This is a genomic window from Streptomyces sp. NPDC018000 (assembly GCF_044328025.1).
In the GTDB taxonomy this organism is placed as follows: domain Bacteria; phylum Actinomycetota; class Actinomycetes; order Streptomycetales; family Streptomycetaceae; genus Streptomyces.
Genome location: NZ_JBIRGM010000009.1, coordinates 22,603 through 37,314 on the forward strand (window position 1 = coordinate 22,603; position 14,712 = coordinate 37,314).

At 66.5% G+C, this 14,712-nt stretch carries 13 protein-coding genes and 3 pseudogenes; 5 read left to right on the forward strand and 11 right to left on the reverse strand.

What is annotated here, in order from left to right; all coding sequences use genetic code 11:
• Positions 1 to 34: 34 nt before the first annotated feature.
• A pseudogene (locus ACH4EW_RS19990) lies at positions 35 to 990 on the reverse strand (tyrosine-type recombinase/integrase); the annotation flags it as partial.
• On the opposite strand from ACH4EW_RS19990, the pseudogene ACH4EW_RS19995 reads away from it, so the two are divergent.
• Both ACH4EW_RS19995 and ACH4EW_RS20000 read left to right on the forward strand, forming a co-directional pair.
• Positions 988 to 1,253 (forward strand): annotated as a pseudogene (locus tag ACH4EW_RS19995) (NUDIX hydrolase); the annotation flags it as partial. The pseudogenes ACH4EW_RS19990 and ACH4EW_RS19995 sit on opposite strands and share 3 nt — an antisense overlap.
• Positions 1,254 to 2,709: 1,456 nt before the next feature.
• A complete protein-coding gene (locus tag ACH4EW_RS20000; protein WP_398258611.1) occupies positions 2,710 to 2,988 on the forward strand; it encodes a DUF6083 domain-containing protein in 279 nt (92 codons plus the stop codon).
• 438 nt (positions 2,989 to 3,426) lie between these two features.
• Here the strand turns inward: ACH4EW_RS20000 and ACH4EW_RS20005 are convergent, their stop codons facing one another.
• The 3 genes and pseudogenes from ACH4EW_RS20005 to ACH4EW_RS20015 all read right to left on the reverse strand — a co-directional run.
• Entirely contained in the window at positions 3,427 to 3,621 is a 195-nt protein-coding gene (locus tag ACH4EW_RS20005; RefSeq protein WP_398258613.1) for a hypothetical protein, read from the reverse strand.
• Between the two features lie 359 nt (positions 3,622 to 3,980).
• Positions 3,981 to 4,526, reverse strand: a complete 546-nt coding sequence (locus ACH4EW_RS20010) for a tyrosine-type recombinase/integrase (protein ID WP_398258880.1) — start codon at positions 4,524 to 4,526, stop codon at positions 3,981 to 3,983.
• Positions 4,503 to 4,640 (reverse strand): annotated as a pseudogene (locus ACH4EW_RS20015) (alpha/beta hydrolase); the annotation flags it as partial. The gene ACH4EW_RS20010 and the pseudogene ACH4EW_RS20015, both read right to left, overlap by 24 nt.
• Positions 4,641 to 4,817: 177 nt before the next feature.
• Here ACH4EW_RS20015 and ACH4EW_RS20020 point away from each other — a divergent pair.
• Positions 4,818 to 6,320 carry a class I adenylate-forming enzyme family protein gene (locus ACH4EW_RS20020; RefSeq protein ID WP_398258615.1) on the forward strand — a complete coding sequence of 501 codons (1,503 nt, stop codon included), beginning with the start codon at positions 4,818 to 4,820 and terminating at the stop codon, positions 6,318 to 6,320.
• A gap of 39 nt (positions 6,321 to 6,359) precedes the next feature.
• Here the strand turns inward: ACH4EW_RS20020 and ACH4EW_RS20025 are convergent, their stop codons facing one another.
• The 3 genes from ACH4EW_RS20025 to ACH4EW_RS20035 form a co-directional block, all read right to left on the reverse strand.
• Positions 6,360 to 6,785 (reverse strand): PaaI family thioesterase, encoded by a 426-nt coding sequence (locus ACH4EW_RS20025; protein ID WP_398258617.1) that lies wholly within the window; start codon positions 6,783 to 6,785, stop codon positions 6,360 to 6,362.
• On the reverse strand, positions 6,782 to 7,954 hold the full coding sequence (locus tag ACH4EW_RS20030) for an aromatic ring-hydroxylating dioxygenase subunit alpha (RefSeq protein WP_398258619.1): 1,173 nt from the start codon (positions 7,952 to 7,954) through the stop codon (positions 6,782 to 6,784). Before ACH4EW_RS20030 ends, ACH4EW_RS20025 begins: the two co-directional genes overlap by 4 nt.
• A 120-nt stretch (positions 7,955 to 8,074) precedes the next feature.
• Positions 8,075 to 8,638, reverse strand: a complete 564-nt coding sequence (locus ACH4EW_RS20035; RefSeq protein ID WP_398258621.1) for a TetR/AcrR family transcriptional regulator — start codon at positions 8,636 to 8,638, stop codon at positions 8,075 to 8,077.
• A 454-nt stretch (positions 8,639 to 9,092) separates the two neighbouring features.
• Here ACH4EW_RS20035 and ACH4EW_RS20040 point away from each other — a divergent pair, with 454 nt between their 5' ends.
• Positions 9,093 to 9,305, forward strand: a complete 213-nt coding sequence (locus ACH4EW_RS20040; RefSeq protein ID WP_398258882.1) for a winged helix-turn-helix domain-containing protein — start codon at positions 9,093 to 9,095, stop codon at positions 9,303 to 9,305.
• 15 nt (positions 9,306 to 9,320) lie between these two features.
• On the opposite strand, the gene ACH4EW_RS20045 is transcribed toward ACH4EW_RS20040, so the two are convergent.
• A complete protein-coding gene (locus tag ACH4EW_RS20045) occupies positions 9,321 to 9,923 on the reverse strand; it encodes a hypothetical protein (protein WP_398258623.1) in 603 nt (200 codons plus the stop codon).
• Positions 9,924 to 10,735: 812 nt separating this feature from the next.
• On the opposite strand from ACH4EW_RS20045, the gene ACH4EW_RS20050 reads away from it, so the two are divergent.
• Positions 10,736 to 11,248, forward strand: a complete 513-nt coding sequence (locus ACH4EW_RS20050; RefSeq protein WP_398258625.1) for a DinB family protein — start codon at positions 10,736 to 10,738, stop codon at positions 11,246 to 11,248.
• A gap of 7 nt (positions 11,249 to 11,255) precedes the next feature.
• On the opposite strand, the gene ACH4EW_RS20055 is transcribed toward ACH4EW_RS20050, so the two are convergent.
• The 3 genes from ACH4EW_RS20055 to ACH4EW_RS20065 form a co-directional block, all read right to left on the reverse strand.
• Complete coding sequence (locus ACH4EW_RS20055; RefSeq protein WP_398258627.1) at positions 11,256 to 12,389, reverse strand: IS630 family transposase; 1,134 nt, start codon at positions 12,387 to 12,389, stop codon at positions 11,256 to 11,258.
• 88 nt (positions 12,390 to 12,477) lie between these two features.
• Positions 12,478 to 13,080, reverse strand: coding sequence for a hypothetical protein (locus tag ACH4EW_RS20060; RefSeq protein ID WP_398258629.1), 603 nt, complete (start codon positions 13,078 to 13,080; stop codon positions 12,478 to 12,480).
• Positions 13,081 to 13,521: 441 nt separating this feature from the next.
• Positions 13,522 to 14,271 (reverse strand): hypothetical protein, encoded by a 750-nt coding sequence (locus tag ACH4EW_RS20065; protein WP_398258631.1) that lies wholly within the window; start codon positions 14,269 to 14,271, stop codon positions 13,522 to 13,524.
• Between the last annotated feature and the right edge of the window lie 441 nt (positions 14,272 to 14,712).

Below are 14,712 nucleotides of genomic sequence, written 5' to 3' on the forward strand. Positions count from 1 at the left end.
GGGGGCGTTGGCGGCAGGAATTGACGGCAGTTGCTCAGTCTGAGCGACGTCGGCGCCGCAGAAGCCGGTCCATATGGCCCATCGCCTCCCGTCGGTTGTCATCGGACACGTGGGTGTAGATGTTCATGGTGACGGAGATCTGTGAGTGACCCAGGATCTCCATCACCACTCGTGCCGGCACTCCGGCGGCGAACAGCAGCGTGGCGCATCCGTGGCGCGCGTCGTGCAGCCGGATACGGGGGAGTCCCGCGTCGTCTGTGATGCGCTCGAACGACCGACTGAGGTTCCGCGGCTCCACCGGGCGACCGGTGCGAGTCGTGAACAGGTAGTTACTGTCCTGCCGGCTCTTCCCAGCGGCGCCACGCACATCAGCGGAAGCGGGACGACGCGACTGCGGCGGTTCTTCGTCGTGTCCTCGTACAGCTCCTTCTGTACGCGCTGGAGCTGGTTCCGCACGGTGAGTGTGCGGCGCTCCAGGTCGATGTCCGACCACCGGAGCCCGAGGATTTCTCCCCGTCGTAGCCCGAGAGCGACCGCGAGGACGAACGCCGCGTACAGCGGATCTTTCCTCGCGGCCTCCAGGAAGGCTGTCGTCTGCTCCAAGTCCCACGGCTTGAGTTCCCGGGCCTGCACACGCGGCGCGCGAACGAGCTTGGCCACGTTCCTACTGATCAGATCCTCTCGGCAGGCTGCTGTCAGTGCGCTGCGCAAGACCCGGTGCGACTCCTTGGCCGTGGCGGTCGACGCCTTTGCGGATACGGCCGTGATCATTCGACGGACACCTGCTATCCCTAGAGTCTCCAAGCGCTTGGAGCCGATGTGCGGGATGAGGTGGAGGCGGACGTGTGTCTCGTACTTCGCGTGCGTCGTCTTCTTGCTGTCGCCCCTGACGAACTCCTCCAGCCAGTAGGGGAGCCATTCGGAGAGCCATTCGGAGAGCTTGGCGGAACGGGTCGGCGTTGGAATGCCCTGTCGGTCTCGGAGCACCAGGCCAGCATCCACGTCGAGGTGGACGAGCTCACCGGCGTCTACAAGAACACGACTCGGGGTGTCGTCGCCCTGGTTTCCGCTGCAAGCCCTTTGGGGGCATCGAGCGCACGTCCGTCGAGTCGACGGCGGTCGAGTGGCTCACGCCCGAGGAAGTCGCCGAGCGGATGTCCAAGGTCTTCGCAATACGTCTACTGGACGCCCTGGACGGATGCGGGCCCCACGTGCGAAGCCACGACGGCAGGCACCTGATCCCGGTGCGGTGAGAGTTTCCCTACTTCATCAAGGCGCTTCCCGCCGCGCACGGCGCGGCAGGCGCGCGGCCCGTCGTCCGGGCCGACGCTCCTGTCTTCGCCCGCTCCATCCCGGCCGCCGGCCGCACGCCAAACGGCGAGGGTGGGCCGAGGTAGAAACCCACCGTGGCTGGGGCGGTCGGCTCCACGGCTTTAGGCAGCCACTTTGGCGCGAGCCTCGAAGATCATGGCCCAAAATCGGGCACTAACGGGCAGGCTCACAAACCTGCCCGATCCGCGGGCCAGCGTAATGGGCCATGATCACTCGCACCAAAGTAGCTCCAGCCCAAAGCCGCTCCAGCGACCGGGGACTCAACAGCCGGTGGATACCACGGAGGCGGAGGTTGGTCAGACAGTGGTGATCTTCTTCAAGTACGCTGGCAAGACCTCTACCAGGAGCGCAGCTTCACCTGCCGTAAGTAGACCGGGGACGCGAATGCGAACACTCCGTTGCGGTGCGAGCGTGATCTCGATCTCCGGTGGCACGCTGGTCGGGTTCGCCCTCAGTTTGGGTCGAGGTTCGTTCTCCAGTAGGGGCTGCTGCATCGGCGCAGTCGCAGTTCGGCCCCGCGACGGCGGCTCCCAAGAACTGGGGTCCTTCACGTACGCCAGGAAAGATGCGACAGCGCTCCTGAATGCAGACTCGTACTTTTCCCGAGTGTTCGGCTTCAGATCACGGCCACTTTTTGACCGAAACGTCCGAATTACCGCCTCGACATCCAGTTCGTCGACAGATAGTCGTTCCCATCCCGCACCCAGCGAGGAAAGTACATGCTTACATGCAGTCTTGTACTGGCTCGCCGTTGAGGGATTCATCCTGCCCGATCGCCCATGCTGCTCCCATACTTGAACCAGGGACCGGGCGTCACGCTGCACTCTCATAAGAGGCAAGGCTACCCACGTCGAATGACATCTGCAGTAAATGCAGACTAGTTGTCGGTTGATTCACGCTAGAAGTATGGGTGGTTTGATGCATAAGTCCGATTCAACCGTGCGTGTATTCATCAGGGATGGCAACTGACCCGGTGTTGCGCAGTACCGCATCTCCATGCGGATAGCCCTCCCTGGGGCTCCGAGCTGTGGACATGAGACGCCTTCATCGTCATACACCCCGACGTTGTGTACGGGGCACGGGGCCTGGCCACCCCGCTCAAGCTGCGCGTCCGCGGTGCCCAGTCGACCAGGCCAATGAGGCCAAATCGCGACCTATCGGGATCCTTTCTGATCCCCTCACACTCGAACGTATGGGGCGACAGGGGGCATCCGGTGGACCGCATGCCAAGTCTGTTGCAGGGAGGGCCCGACCGTACGCACACGTGGCCGGATCAACCTCTTGGTCACACTCTGCGATCCCTGCTGGAACAGGGTCGCCAACGACCTTGCCGAGGACGAAGGCGCCACGGCCGTTTCGAGGCCTGAGCCTGAGGACGTGACATGGATCGAGCCGCCCACCTGTGACCAGTGCGGAGCCCTGGTTCGCCTCTACCCGACCAACTACGACCGATGGGTGAGTCTGGCCATGGCAGAACTCTCCGCCAAGGATGTGCCGGCTCGCTACCGTTGGCGACTCGTGAAGAGGCCTGCCCGGCATTCGAATGTGGTCGTCGAGTTCGTGGCCATCCGTGTTCGGGGCATCGATTCGTTGCTCAGCGAGATGGTGGTTCCCGCTCACCGCATGCTGTGCGTCCCGGACGGGGACGAGCCGTAGGGCGGCAGGCCTGTGCCCCGGCGTGCCCGTTCCGAAGGGCTGAGACGGGCAACCACGGTGGTTCGGCGCTTCCCGCTCAGGTTGGCGTCCCGCCAGGTCAGCCAGGAAGCGCATATGCGATCTTCCGAACTGGTGCATCAGGCCCAAGCATCGGCGCTTGACGTACGTGCCAACATCCCTGCCCCGACCCCAACCGCAGCCCGGGTCAAGCGCGTCCGATGCGAAGGCGAACGAGCCCGGGAAGTTTCTAGGGGTGAGGTCGGGCGCCAGTGTGGAAGCGCACTGGACAGTGCGTTACGGTGTAGAGGCCTCTACAGCCCAGGCTATAGAGACGGCAACAGCCCCCGCTCCGTCGACGAAGAAGGGGCCGCTGCACTCATTGGGACACGTCCCGTGGTTACTGCCCCTTGGCGTTGGCTCGCCTGGGGGCAGAGTGCGTTACAGGCTGCTGATGAAGTCCATCAGCTTGGTCCCGCCCTGGATGATCCAGTCCGAGACGTCGTCGGCGAACATCGCGAGGATGAAGTCGACCGTCGACCGCCTGTCACGAGGTGCATCCCGGCTGGGTTCCGGCTCGCATCCTTCCCCCGAGGGCTCGGACCCGCGACCGTCACCGTTGCCGGAACTTCTCATATTCGGTTGTTCCCACCTTCGCCCGCCGTGCGGAACCAGGAAAGCCGGACACAGCGAGCATCAGTCCAGGCCCCCCTGGAGCTGAGCGCCAAGCGAACAAGCCCAAGTTTAGGTGGTGCCACCGACTTTGACGGACCAGGGACCACAACTTCTGCGCGATGAAAGCCAACAGGGACAGCGACTGACATCCACACCTGACATCAACGAGGACGGACGCCTGCATCCCCAGGCACCCGAGGGTGACGGGCGCGAGCCCACGTGCAGCCCTCGCTGACGGCCGCTGATCGAACTTACAAAGCAGGTGTCGGCGGTTCGAAACCGTCCGCGCCCACCAGCAGGAAGCACGACAAAGGCCCAGGTCACCGGTACTGAACCGGGAACCTGGGCCTTGTTCGTTCCTCGGCCGCGGAGGCGGGGGAGAGGCGTCGTGCCAGATGTGTTGCCGGGCTCTGCTGGACGGGCCTTCCTGATCTGCTCGTCGACGTGCGCGGCGAGGGTGTTCCCGTGTGGCGAAGATCGTGGAAGTGCACGTCCCCGAGGCCGGTCGTCTCTAGGGCCCGAAGCCATAGGCGGCGGAAGTTGTTCCGGCGAAGCTGCCCGCCACGCGCTCCGGTGAACACGAGTCCGGTGCGGCCTGGCTCGGCGTACGAGTCGAGATGAGCGGTCAGGCTCTCCGGCAGCGAGGTCGGGAAGGCGACGGTGCGCACACGGCGTCTTGACCAGGATGCCGTCCGTGCGTGTCTCGGCCAGGGCACGCCGTACGGCGACGGTCTGCCGTTCCAGGTCGATGGCATGGCGCTGGAGCGCGGCCAGCTCCCCGAAGCGGAGGCCGGTGAAGGCCGCCGGGAGGATGAACACCCGGAAGCGCACCGGCACGGCATCGGCGAGCTGGACGCGGTACCCATGTTGATGCCCCAGAAACCGACCGGGCCGTCGGTGCCGATCTCCGGGAGAAGCTCTTGGAGTGCGTCCAGGAGCGTGTGGTACTCGGGCACGGCCGGCTTCGCCAGGTGGTCGTTGTCGCCGTAGACGGTCGACCAGGTGCCTGACCTGCGGCGGCCGGGAAATCACCAACCCCTGCCATCACAAGGGAGGTTGAAGCTTCCCTAGGGTATTGAACGATGATTCAATCCTTGCCGTGCCGTGCCGAGGAACCCTCGGCACGGCAGCCCCACGAAGATGCGGAGGACCCTGCGGTGAACCTGACGTGGATGCTGGAAGGGTCGGCCCGCAGTTGCGGCGGGAAGCCGGCCCTCGTATCCGACCTGGGGTCGATGACGTACTCCGAGTTGCTTGCCGCCTCGAAGCGGGCTGCCGCCGTGCTGCGGGAGCGCGGGGTGCGGCCGGGGGATCACGTGGGGGTGATGATGTACAACACCCCTGCCTTTGCCGTGGCGGCGTTCGGGATCTGGCGGGCCGGGGCGGCGCTGGTGCCGGTCAACCACAAGTTGACCACGCCCGAACTGGCGTACCTCGCGGGGCATTCGAAGCTGCGGGTCGCCGTCGTCGCGGAGGAACTGTCCGGGCGTATGCGTGAGGGCGCCCCCGAGGTCGATGTGCTCACCACGAACGACACCGGCGGCGGAGAGTTCGACAGGCTGGTCGCCGGGGCGCCGGAATGGGAGGGGGTGGAGGTCGGACCCGAAGCCGTTGCGCAGGTGCTGTACACCTCCGGGACGACCGGCGCGCCCAAGGGCTGTCTGCACTCGCACCGCGGGCTGTCCGCCGTGCCCGCCTACACCACGGCCGCCGCGGGGCTGCGCCGCGAGGACCGGTTCCTGCTGGCCATGCCGATCTGGCACGCCTCGCCCCTGAACAACTGGTTCCTTTCGATGATCTACCTGGGCGGCACCGTCGTCCTGTTGAAGGAGTACCAGCCCCTCGCCTTCCTCGAGGCCGTGCGAAGGCACCGGGTCACGGCCTTCTTCGGCGCCCCCATCGCCTACCTCGCCCCGCTGAAGGCGGGAGTCGACCTGTCCGGCTTCGGTCTGTCGAGCGTGCGGTTGTGGGCCTACGGCGGGGCGCCGCTGGGCGCTGAGACGGTACGGACGCTGGAGGCGGCGTACGGCCCGGACCGCTTCTGCCAGGTGTACGGGATGAGCGAGATGGGGCCGGTGGGTTCCGTGCTCCACCCGCAGGAACAGCTCGCCAAGGCCGGGTCGATCGGGGCGGGCGGTATGCCGGGCGTGGACATCCGCGTGGTCAGGGACGACGGCCTGGACGCCCGGGCCGGCGAGACCGGGGAGCTGTGGCTGCGGTCGGGGACCCGCATGCTGGGGTATCTCGACGATCCGGAGGCGACGGAGCGCGCCTTTGAGGGCAACTGGTACAGGTCCGGGGATCTTGCGTGGGTGGATGAGGACGGTTACCTGTTCATCGTCGGCCGGATCAAGGACGTCGTCATCACCGGCGGGGAGAACGTCTACTCGCCCGAGGTGGAGGAGGCGATCCTGCAGCATCCGGCGATCCGGGACGCCGCCGTTGTCGGGCGGCCGCACCAGGACTGGGGCGAGACCGTCGTCGCCGTGGTGGAGGCCGACTCGGCGGTGACGCTTGAGGAGTTGCGCGGGTTTCTGTCCACCAGGCTGGCGAAGTACAAGATCCCCCGGGAACTGATGGTGGTTCCGTCGCTGCCGCGTACGCCCTCCGGCAAGGTGAAGAAGCACATACTGCGCGAACAGGTACAGACCGGCCCATGACGCGCCTGGCGTCACGGGCCGGTCAACTGCCCAGTTGTCTCAGCCCTCTTGCTTGCCCGCGCTCACGATCGTCCCCTGCGCCACGGCGACCAGGCGCTCCTCTCCCTGTTCCGAGGCAACGTAGACCGAGCACTGGCACACGGCCTGACTCCGGGTTGTGGCGGTCGCCTTGGCGCGGGCGATAACGAGGGCGCCGACTGCCGGCCGAACGTAGTTGATCTTGTATTCGGCGGTGAGCGCATCGCGGCCGAGGGCAAGTCCTCCGGCGAAGGTCAGCGCGTTGTCGGCCAGGTAGCTGAGGACTCCTCCGTGTACGAAGCCGTGCTGCTGTTGGATCTCGGGCCGGTTGATGAGGCGGATCTCGGCGGAGTCGGTCCCCACGGAGGTGAGTTCGGCGCCCAGGAACATGCTGAACGGCTGGGCCTGGAAGATGCTGTGCGCAAAACCGGTGAGGTCCGTGGTCATGAGTGCCGTCCTGTCGCTCGGGGGGTGGTGGGGGTGGCCGCGTCCGGGTCGGTGAGCCGCTCGTCGATGGTGTGCTGGAACATCGCGAGCAGGCCCTCCGCCAGTCCCAGGACGTGGTGGTCGCTGCCGCCGTGGGGCAGATGCCGCTGCACGTCCTCGGCGATGGCGAAGTCCTCCTGGTCGAAGACCGCGTCATTGGTGAACCGGAAGCGCTTGGCCAGCGCGCTCTGCCCCGCGGACCCGGTGAAGTCGCCGTCGCGGTAGAGCATTTCGTGGGTCCAGATCGTGCGGTTCGGTGCCAGGGGCCAGAAGGTGTTGATGGACACGTAGTCGGGATGCAGGATGAAGAAGGTGTTGGGGAAGAACGTGTAGTACACCGAGGCGTAGTCCAGGATGCGCCATTCCTCCTGCGGCCTCAGGGCCGTCTCACCGATGTTGGTGCGCGCCGCGGACAGCCGGATGTGCGGTCCGTCTTCGTCGTGCGCGATCACCCCCTTCTTGAAGGCGGAGGCGAGGGTGTCCCGGTGCAGATACGGGACGTGGTAGCCCTCCAGATATGTCTTGATCAGCAGCTTCCAGTTGGCCTCCTTGACCACCTCGGTCTTCTTGTACTGAACGAGCGAGGCCACGTCGAAGTTCACCAGGTCCTCGTAGAACGTCCCGAGGAATCCGGGGATGTCGAGCGTCTCCCCGGGCGTGCGCCCGACCCAGATCAGGCCGCCGGCCTCCGCGGCGGGCAGTTCCACCAGCCCGTAGTCGCAGGCCTTGACGCCGGGGAAGTCATGGGCCCGGGTGATGCCCTTCAGGGTGCCGTCGAGCCCGTAGACCCAGCCGTGGAAGGGGCAGATGAAGTTCTGCACCGTCCCCGTCGGCTGCTCGGTGAGGCGGGCTCCGCGGTGGCGGCACTGGTTGTAGAAGGCGCGGACCCGGCCGTCCTCGCCCCTGACGACGACATAGGGGAACCGGTCCCAGTCGCTGGTGAGATAGGCCCCGGGTTCGCCGAGCGCCGAGGCGTGCCCCGCGACCAGCGGGTAGCGGGAGAAGGCCGAGGCGATCTCCCGCTCGAGGAGCGCCTCGTCGGTGTACTTGGTGACGGGAATCGTGACGACCTCGTCGAGCATCTTCTCGTCGCGCCGCGTCTCGCGCAGCGCGAGAAGACGCTTGAGCATCGCCACTTGTTCGCTGTGCCGCATAGGGCCCCCGTTGCAGATCAAGTTCTGAATCTCAGTTCAATTTATGGTACGGAGGGCGCTGGAGCGACGCAATGAGACTCCCGGAGTACGGGGCGGTCAGGAAGGTACGCAGCCGAGGGCTCGCAGGCAGAAGCCGCGGATCTCGGCGACCAGTTGCTCGTCCGGCACCTCCGCCTTCTGTGAGACCTCCGGCGAGAGCCTGCCAACCAGCGCCTCGGAGATGGCGCCGATGGCGGCGCTGGCCGCGACTGCCGCGTTCTGCCGAGCAAACAGCCCGGCCGCGACGCCGTCGCGGACGACGCCCTCGCACAGCTGCGCGTACTCCCGCCGGTACACCAGCCGCTCCCGCTCCACCACCGGCGAGACCGGTTCGAAGAGCAGGGACCACGCCAGCCGCTGCCCGCGCAGGGCGCGCCGCGTGAACGTGTCGGCAAACGCCTCGAGCTGGGCCTCGGGATGTGCGGGCGCGGCATCCACCGCACCGCGCACGGCTGCCAGTTCGCGCGCTGCGGCACGCCGGAAGACCTGCGCCAGCAGCTCATCCCTGCTGCCGAAGTACGAGTAGAGCGAGCCCGCACTCACCCCGCACGCACCGGCCACCGCGGCCACCTTCGCCCCGGCGAAACCCTCCCGGGCCACCAGCTCGTGCGCGGCGCACACAAAGGCCTCCTCCTTCGTCTGAGCATGCCGCTTCGTACGTTCCGTACGCCGATACACCATGGCGGGGCCGGGCCTTCCGTGTTGCTGCCGGGAAATGACAGTGAACCAGGAAACCTCTGCGGGGTGCGGTGCGGTCCGGCAGCAGCCGACACCGCGCCCCGGAGGGAAAGCTCGGCGCAGCCGCGCCGTTCCGGGCGGGCTGCTCACCGACTACCCGCCTGACGCCGGGACCTGCTGGATGGCCGACGGCGGTCCCGTGTAGCGGAAGGCGCACTCGCGCCCACGACAGCGGCAGCCACACCGACGACGGCGCTCAGACGACGGACGGAAGACGAAACGGACACGGAGGTCCCCTTAGGTGCGGGCACGGCATCGAAACCACCCGGCTGGCCGGGTGCGTTGACGGCGGCCACAAGCGCGAGGCCGACGCCGTCGGCGAGCTGGGCCGGCCACGCTGAGCGGCCGGAAGTTCCACGTCTCCTACAGCGCCTCGGGGGCGACGAGGCTGATGCACGGGCTCGGTTTCAGCCCGCAGGTCCCTGCGCGGCAGGTCGCCGAGCGCGATGAGCAGGCCGTCACCGCATGGAAGGAGTTGCGCCCACAGGCGTCTGTCAGAACTTCCCGCCCCATGTCCACATCACGACCAGCGCACGAAGCACTCACGTGATCGCCCGGATAATTCCTAGGCGTTCCGGCGGCCGTAGCGCGCCCTGTACCAAGCCACTTGCTCGGCGCTCATCGATGAGGAGACGGCATACACGTCACCGATACGTTCGCCGCCACGCCGACACTTCCCCCTCCCGTGATCCCGGCACGCTATGAGGGACACCTGAGAGACAGGTTGCCAGTGCAGGGTGTAGGCAGGAGCGTTGGGATCCGGTACGTCCTCCATATGCACGTCGCGCTTGGTCAGCAGTCGCTCCAGTTTGTCGAAGCGGAGATGGCGGTCGAAGCGGCCGTACCGCTCGCGAATCGCTCTGTTGACAGTGCTGCCGCCCGATGAAAGTCGATGCACCTGCAGGGTGAAGTGGTGTCCCACCCACGGGTGGTCGCGCGATTCCCGGCCCCAGAAGAACTCGACCATTCCGTAGTCGCGCCACATGCTCCGGTCGTCGAAGGAGTTCTCGGCAAAGTCGGAACCCAGGATCGCGGTGACCTGGTCGGGACTGTCCGTCGGCTTGGCGTCGAGCACCGTTCCGGACGTGATCACATCCACGTAGAACGCGAGGGAATGCGGAGTCAACTGGTCCTTCCTTGAGGGGCTGACGCGGCCGACAGTGGCCACCTCAGCATAGGTGACCGGTACGCCATGAAGATCCGCCGGACAGCCCTTAGTGGAGTGGGAAGCGGCGGTCCGGGCCGAAGTCGTCGAGGCAGTGTGATGCTTGGGGCGCCCCGAATGGTGCAGGTCAGCAACTTCCCGGCTGCTACTGGGCGCGCGTGGCCGCCCCTGGCGGCACTCCAACGCCCACGCCGGTACTCGCCGGGGCATTCAGGGGGGACGGTCAGAAGCTCCAGCTGTAGAGGCCGCCACCGGTGTTCACCGCAGACGCTGCGAGGCGGGCAACGCCCTGCAAGAGTCGGGTCTCGACTTCCACAACGCGGTCCTGGAATGCCTGGAGCGGGCTCAGGACGACATCTGGCGCTGTGTCAGATCTCCGTACATCTGACATCCACCACTGACACCAACAGCGATGGACGACCGCAGTCGTGAGCACTCCTCACGGCATCAACAGGCGCAGGGATCCGCCGCCGACAAAGGACACTCGATCGAGGGCGCGGAACTCGGCGATGGCCGCCGCCTGCTGCTCGCGTCCTGGGTCGCGCATGGCCGCACTTACGACCGTGCCGTGTCAGTTCGGGCCAGATTGACGCGATGGTGCATCGCGCGGGTTGCCCTCGCACGGTGGTCTGTCTTTGATTGTTCCTCAAGTACCCCATGGGCGAATGAATTGGGACGCGCAAAAGGCCCCGTCGCGGAGGGGGGAACGCGACGGGGCCAAGCGTGAGGGTGTAGCTAGTGCCGCATCAGACAACGTTCGCCCTGTAGTGAGGCCCCGCCTGTCGACGGCTTCGGCCGCTGGCGATAATCGACCGATGAGCGCCATCGATCGCCCTATGCCGCCCCTGAACGCCGACGAGCGCACGACGCTTGAAAGCTGGCTCGACTTTCACCGCACCACACTGGCCATGAAGTGCGAGGGTCTGGACGATGAGCAGGCCGCCGTCGCGTCCGTGCCGCCGTCCGGCTTCACGTTGACCGGCCTGGTCCAGCACATGGCGGAGGTGGAGCGGAACTGGTTCCGCCGCGTGCTCGCCGGAGAACAGGCCCCGCCTATCTACGACCCGCAGGCCGACCCGGACGGCCCCGACGGCGGCTTCGACCTTGCTGCGGGCGCCGCCCTGAGTGACGCCCTCGCCACCTGGCACGCGGAGATCGCCCGCGCCCGCGAGCACTGCGCCGACCGTGCTCTGACCGATACGGGCCGCTTCATGGAGCAGGACGTCAACCTCCGCTGGATCTACGTCCACATGATCGAGGAGTACGCCCGCCACAACGGCCACGCCGACCTGGTCCGGGAGCGCATCGATGGCACCACCGGCGTTTAGCGCCGGATCAGGCAGCGTTAGCCCTGTCGACGACAGCGCGTAGGCGCTGGTCGTCGGCGTGGCGGTTTCGCCAGATGATGTAGCGGCGGATCATGCTGCCCTGTTCCTTGTGGCTGGCGTGGTCGGTGCCGTCGAGGGTGAAGTAGCGCAGCGCGGTGAACTGGGCCTCGATGCGATTGAGCCAGGAGCTGTTGGTGGGGGTGTAGGTGATTTCGACGTTGTTCGCCGCGGCCCAGGTGCCGACGCGTTGGCACTTCTTGGTGGTCAGGTGCGGAGAGATGTTGTCGCAGACGATCGCGATACGGACCTGGGGCGGGTAGAGGCTGCGCAGGTAGCGGCAGAATTCCAGGAACTGAGTGCGCTTCTTGACCGGCTTGATGTGGCCGTAGAGCTTGTCCTTGGCCAGGTCCAGGGCGGCGAACAGGTGCCGTACTCCGCCGTAGCGGTTGTAGGTCGCCCGCCGCCTGCGGCGAGGTTCGCGGTCGAGGTCCTTGTGCTTGCCGCCGCGTTCGGCCCACTGCCGGCCCGGGTGGGGCATCAGGTTGAGCGGCCCGAACTCGTCCATGCAGAAGACGACTTCGGGCTCGCCCTCCTCGGGTATGACCTCGGCGTCGGCGATCGCGTAGAGGTGCTCGACGCGGGCCTTCTTCGCCGCGTAGTCAGGGTCCTTGGAGGTTTTCCAGGTCTTCAGGCGTTGAAAGGAGACGCCCTCCTCGCGGAGCAGGATGCGCAGGCCCTCGTGGCTGATGTCGTCAACCACCCCCTCGGCGACCAGGAAGTCCGCCAGCTTGGTCAGGCTGCAGGTCGAAAACGGCAGATCGTGCTCGGCCGGCTTGGACTTCGCGATCTTCTTGATCTCGCGCCGCTCGGGCAGGGTGAAGGTCCTGGGCCGGCCGCCCTTGTATTTCGGATACAGGGAGTCGAAGCCGTCGGTGTTGAAGTTGTGGATCACGTCCCGGACCCGGTCCGCGCTCGTGAACGTCACCTCGGCAATCTTCGCCACGGACATACCCTGCGCGGACAGCAGCACCATCTGGGCGCGCCGCCAGGTCACCACCGACCCTGTGCCTCTGCGGATGGTCCGCAACAGGCGCTGCCCCTCGTCGTCATCGATCTCGCGGACACGTACTCGTTCTGCCACCCGGACAGCCTGGCGACACCGCGCCGTCCGGACCAGCATCCGAACGGCGCGTCACGTCACTACGGGGCAAAGGTTGTCTGATGCGGCACTAGAAGTTGCCGTTCGCGATCAGCTTTCCGTCCGAGCCGTAGACCGAGACGAGCCCGTTCTCGGACTGCTTCCAGTCGGCGAACGCCGAGGCGAGGAGCTTGGCCTTGCCCTGGTCCTTGCTCATGATCCCCCCGCTGAAGTCCGTGTGGATATCCGCCGTGTCCAGGAGGTCGTTCATCTCGTCGGGCACCTGTACGTTGGTGACGTGCTTGACAGCGGCTTGCTCCGCGCTGGTGCCGTTCTTCGCGACGAACGCTTTGAATTCGTCGACGGGTCTGAGCTTCTCGGCTGGCTGCTCCGTCTTCTCCGCGGGCTTGGCGTCGTTCTTCTGCGTCGTCTCCTTGGGTGCGACGGCGACCTTGTCGGGGGACGTCTTGCCGCTGTCTCCGCCACTGCCGCCGACGGCGATGCCGATGACGATGAGCAGCAGGAACGGGATCCCGAGCACGCAGCCGACGATGATGGCGACCTTGGCACCGGTGGACATGCCCGGCTTCGGGAACTGCGCGGGCGGGTAGGGCGCGCCCTGGTACGGCTGTCCGTAGGGCTGCTGGGGTTGGGTCTGGTAGGGCTGCTGCGGGCCCGGGTGCTGCTGGCTCACGTCTGTGTTCCCTCGACTGGCGCGGTGGTGAAGGTGTGAATCTATCGATATTTTGCGACAGTTGGGGCACGGAAGAGGCCCCGTCGCAGTGCAATGGCGACTGGGAGTGCGAGTGGGGCATTCGGCGCCACTCCCCCGGGAAGCGCGTCCGGCAGTGCTCGCCGACGCAGCGGTGACCGGCCGGCCGTTGTGCGGGGCAGGGGAGTGGTGCACCGGGCTTGACGCGCGGATGTGGAGGTTCCGGCCGGGACAGGGCGGCACGGGACGCTCACATCGACACGGGTGCGGTAGCGAGCGGGGCGCCCTATGCCCAGTAGCCATGAGCGCAGCAGGCCGCCCGACGTTCGCAGGTGCCTCCGCACGCGCCTGGTGTGGTGACCACGAATGTTCGCCGGGTCTGGTGACAGCACGGGCGATGTTCGCAGAGGTTGAATCCCGGGCTCACTGCTTGAGGCTTGACATCAGGTCACGCATGTCGCTGATCATGGCCGAGTGGTACGGGGACACGTCAGGGGTGTTCAGCCCGTCGTCGGCGCCGTCTTCGCGGTGGTTGTCGCTCTGGTACTGCGTGAAGGCGGAGAGACTCAGCGAGACAACCGCTCCGCCCTCCAGCACCCGCAGCTCCGAGTTGCCGTCATCCCGGGTCAGCAGATACGCCTTGTCGCCGAGGTCCGGAACCGTCTCCAGCTTCGCTTCAGGATCAAAGCCGACTTCAGTCACCCGTTGCCGCGCCTCGAACTCGGTGCCGGGGTCGGTTTTCTTGTGCAGTGCCACCGTGATTCCGACGGTGTACTCGATGGACCAGCCGTTCTCGGGTCGCTTCGCGCCGGCCTGAGACCGAAGAGGAATGAAGCACTGGATCTGGTCGAGGGCGGCATGGTTCAACAGCCGTGATTCGAACTTGGTGGTGGAATCTCTCGGTGCGATTGCCGCGCCGATCGACTTCAGTTGTAGGGATGGGCAAGGGTCGTGGTCCAGCTGGTACCCGTGCATGTCCGGCTTCCGATCGCTCCATCCATACAGGAACAGCGCCGCCGCCCAGAGAGCCGACGCCATTACCACCCCGCCCAGCGCCCATAACCACGGCTTTCGTGGCCGACGTTCCCCAACGAACTCCCGGTCGAAGGCGCCCATCACCTCGCGGGTTTCAACCGCACCGAACTCCCCCGCCATCTCCGGCTCAGAAATCATCCTGCTCCCCCTCGGTCGCGCCTTCCGCCTTCGTCATGATGATCGCAGCACTGACCCCGCCTCCGTAGGCCCGCATCGACTCAGTCCTCCCCGACGGTTTCGCCCGGCCTGGCGGGTCCTCGTACGGCATCGGCTTCGGCGCCGAGGGCCCGGAGGAAGGGGACTCCGCGCATCCGCCGCGCCACTGACATCGCCGCGGGCACCGAACGCAGCGTGGACCCGGGGCGATGTCATGGGCCGGACCGTGCGGCATGGCCGCACGAGATGCCCGCCCGCCGCGACCCGCGCCAAGTGTCAACGGCCACGCAGCTCTCCCCGGAGGTGCCCAGTAACTCTCCCCACTGGCTGCCGGCAGAACTTCCCCTCCCGCGGCCACATCCCCGCGGCGCGGCGTACCCCCGACGATCGTCAGGGGTGGGCACTTGCCATTCGGCCCGGGTC

What these genes read in the sequence shown, in the direction of transcription:
- ACH4EW_RS20005 (WP_398258613.1), bottom strand. Translation starts at nt 3,621, where the DNA reads ATGAGAAGTTCCGGCAACGGTGACGGTCGCGGGTCCGAGCCCTCGGGG.
- ACH4EW_RS20065 (WP_398258631.1), bottom strand. Translation starts at nt 14,271, where the DNA reads ATGATTTCTGAGCCGGAGATGGCGGGGGAGTTCGGTGCGGTTGAAACC.
- ACH4EW_RS20010 (WP_398258880.1), bottom strand. Translation starts at nt 4,526, where the DNA reads ATGGGTACCGCGTCCAGCTCGCCGATGCCGTGCCGGTGCGCTTCCGGG.
- ACH4EW_RS20050 (WP_398258625.1), top strand. Translation starts at nt 10,736, where the DNA reads ATGAGCGCCATCGATCGCCCTATGCCGCCCCTGAACGCCGACGAGCGC.
- ACH4EW_RS20025 (WP_398258617.1), bottom strand. Translation starts at nt 6,785, where the DNA reads ATGACCACGGACCTCACCGGTTTTGCGCACAGCATCTTCCAGGCCCAG.
- ACH4EW_RS20030 (WP_398258619.1), bottom strand. Translation starts at nt 7,954, where the DNA reads ATGCTCAAGCGTCTTCTCGCGCTGCGCGAGACGCGGCGCGACGAGAAG.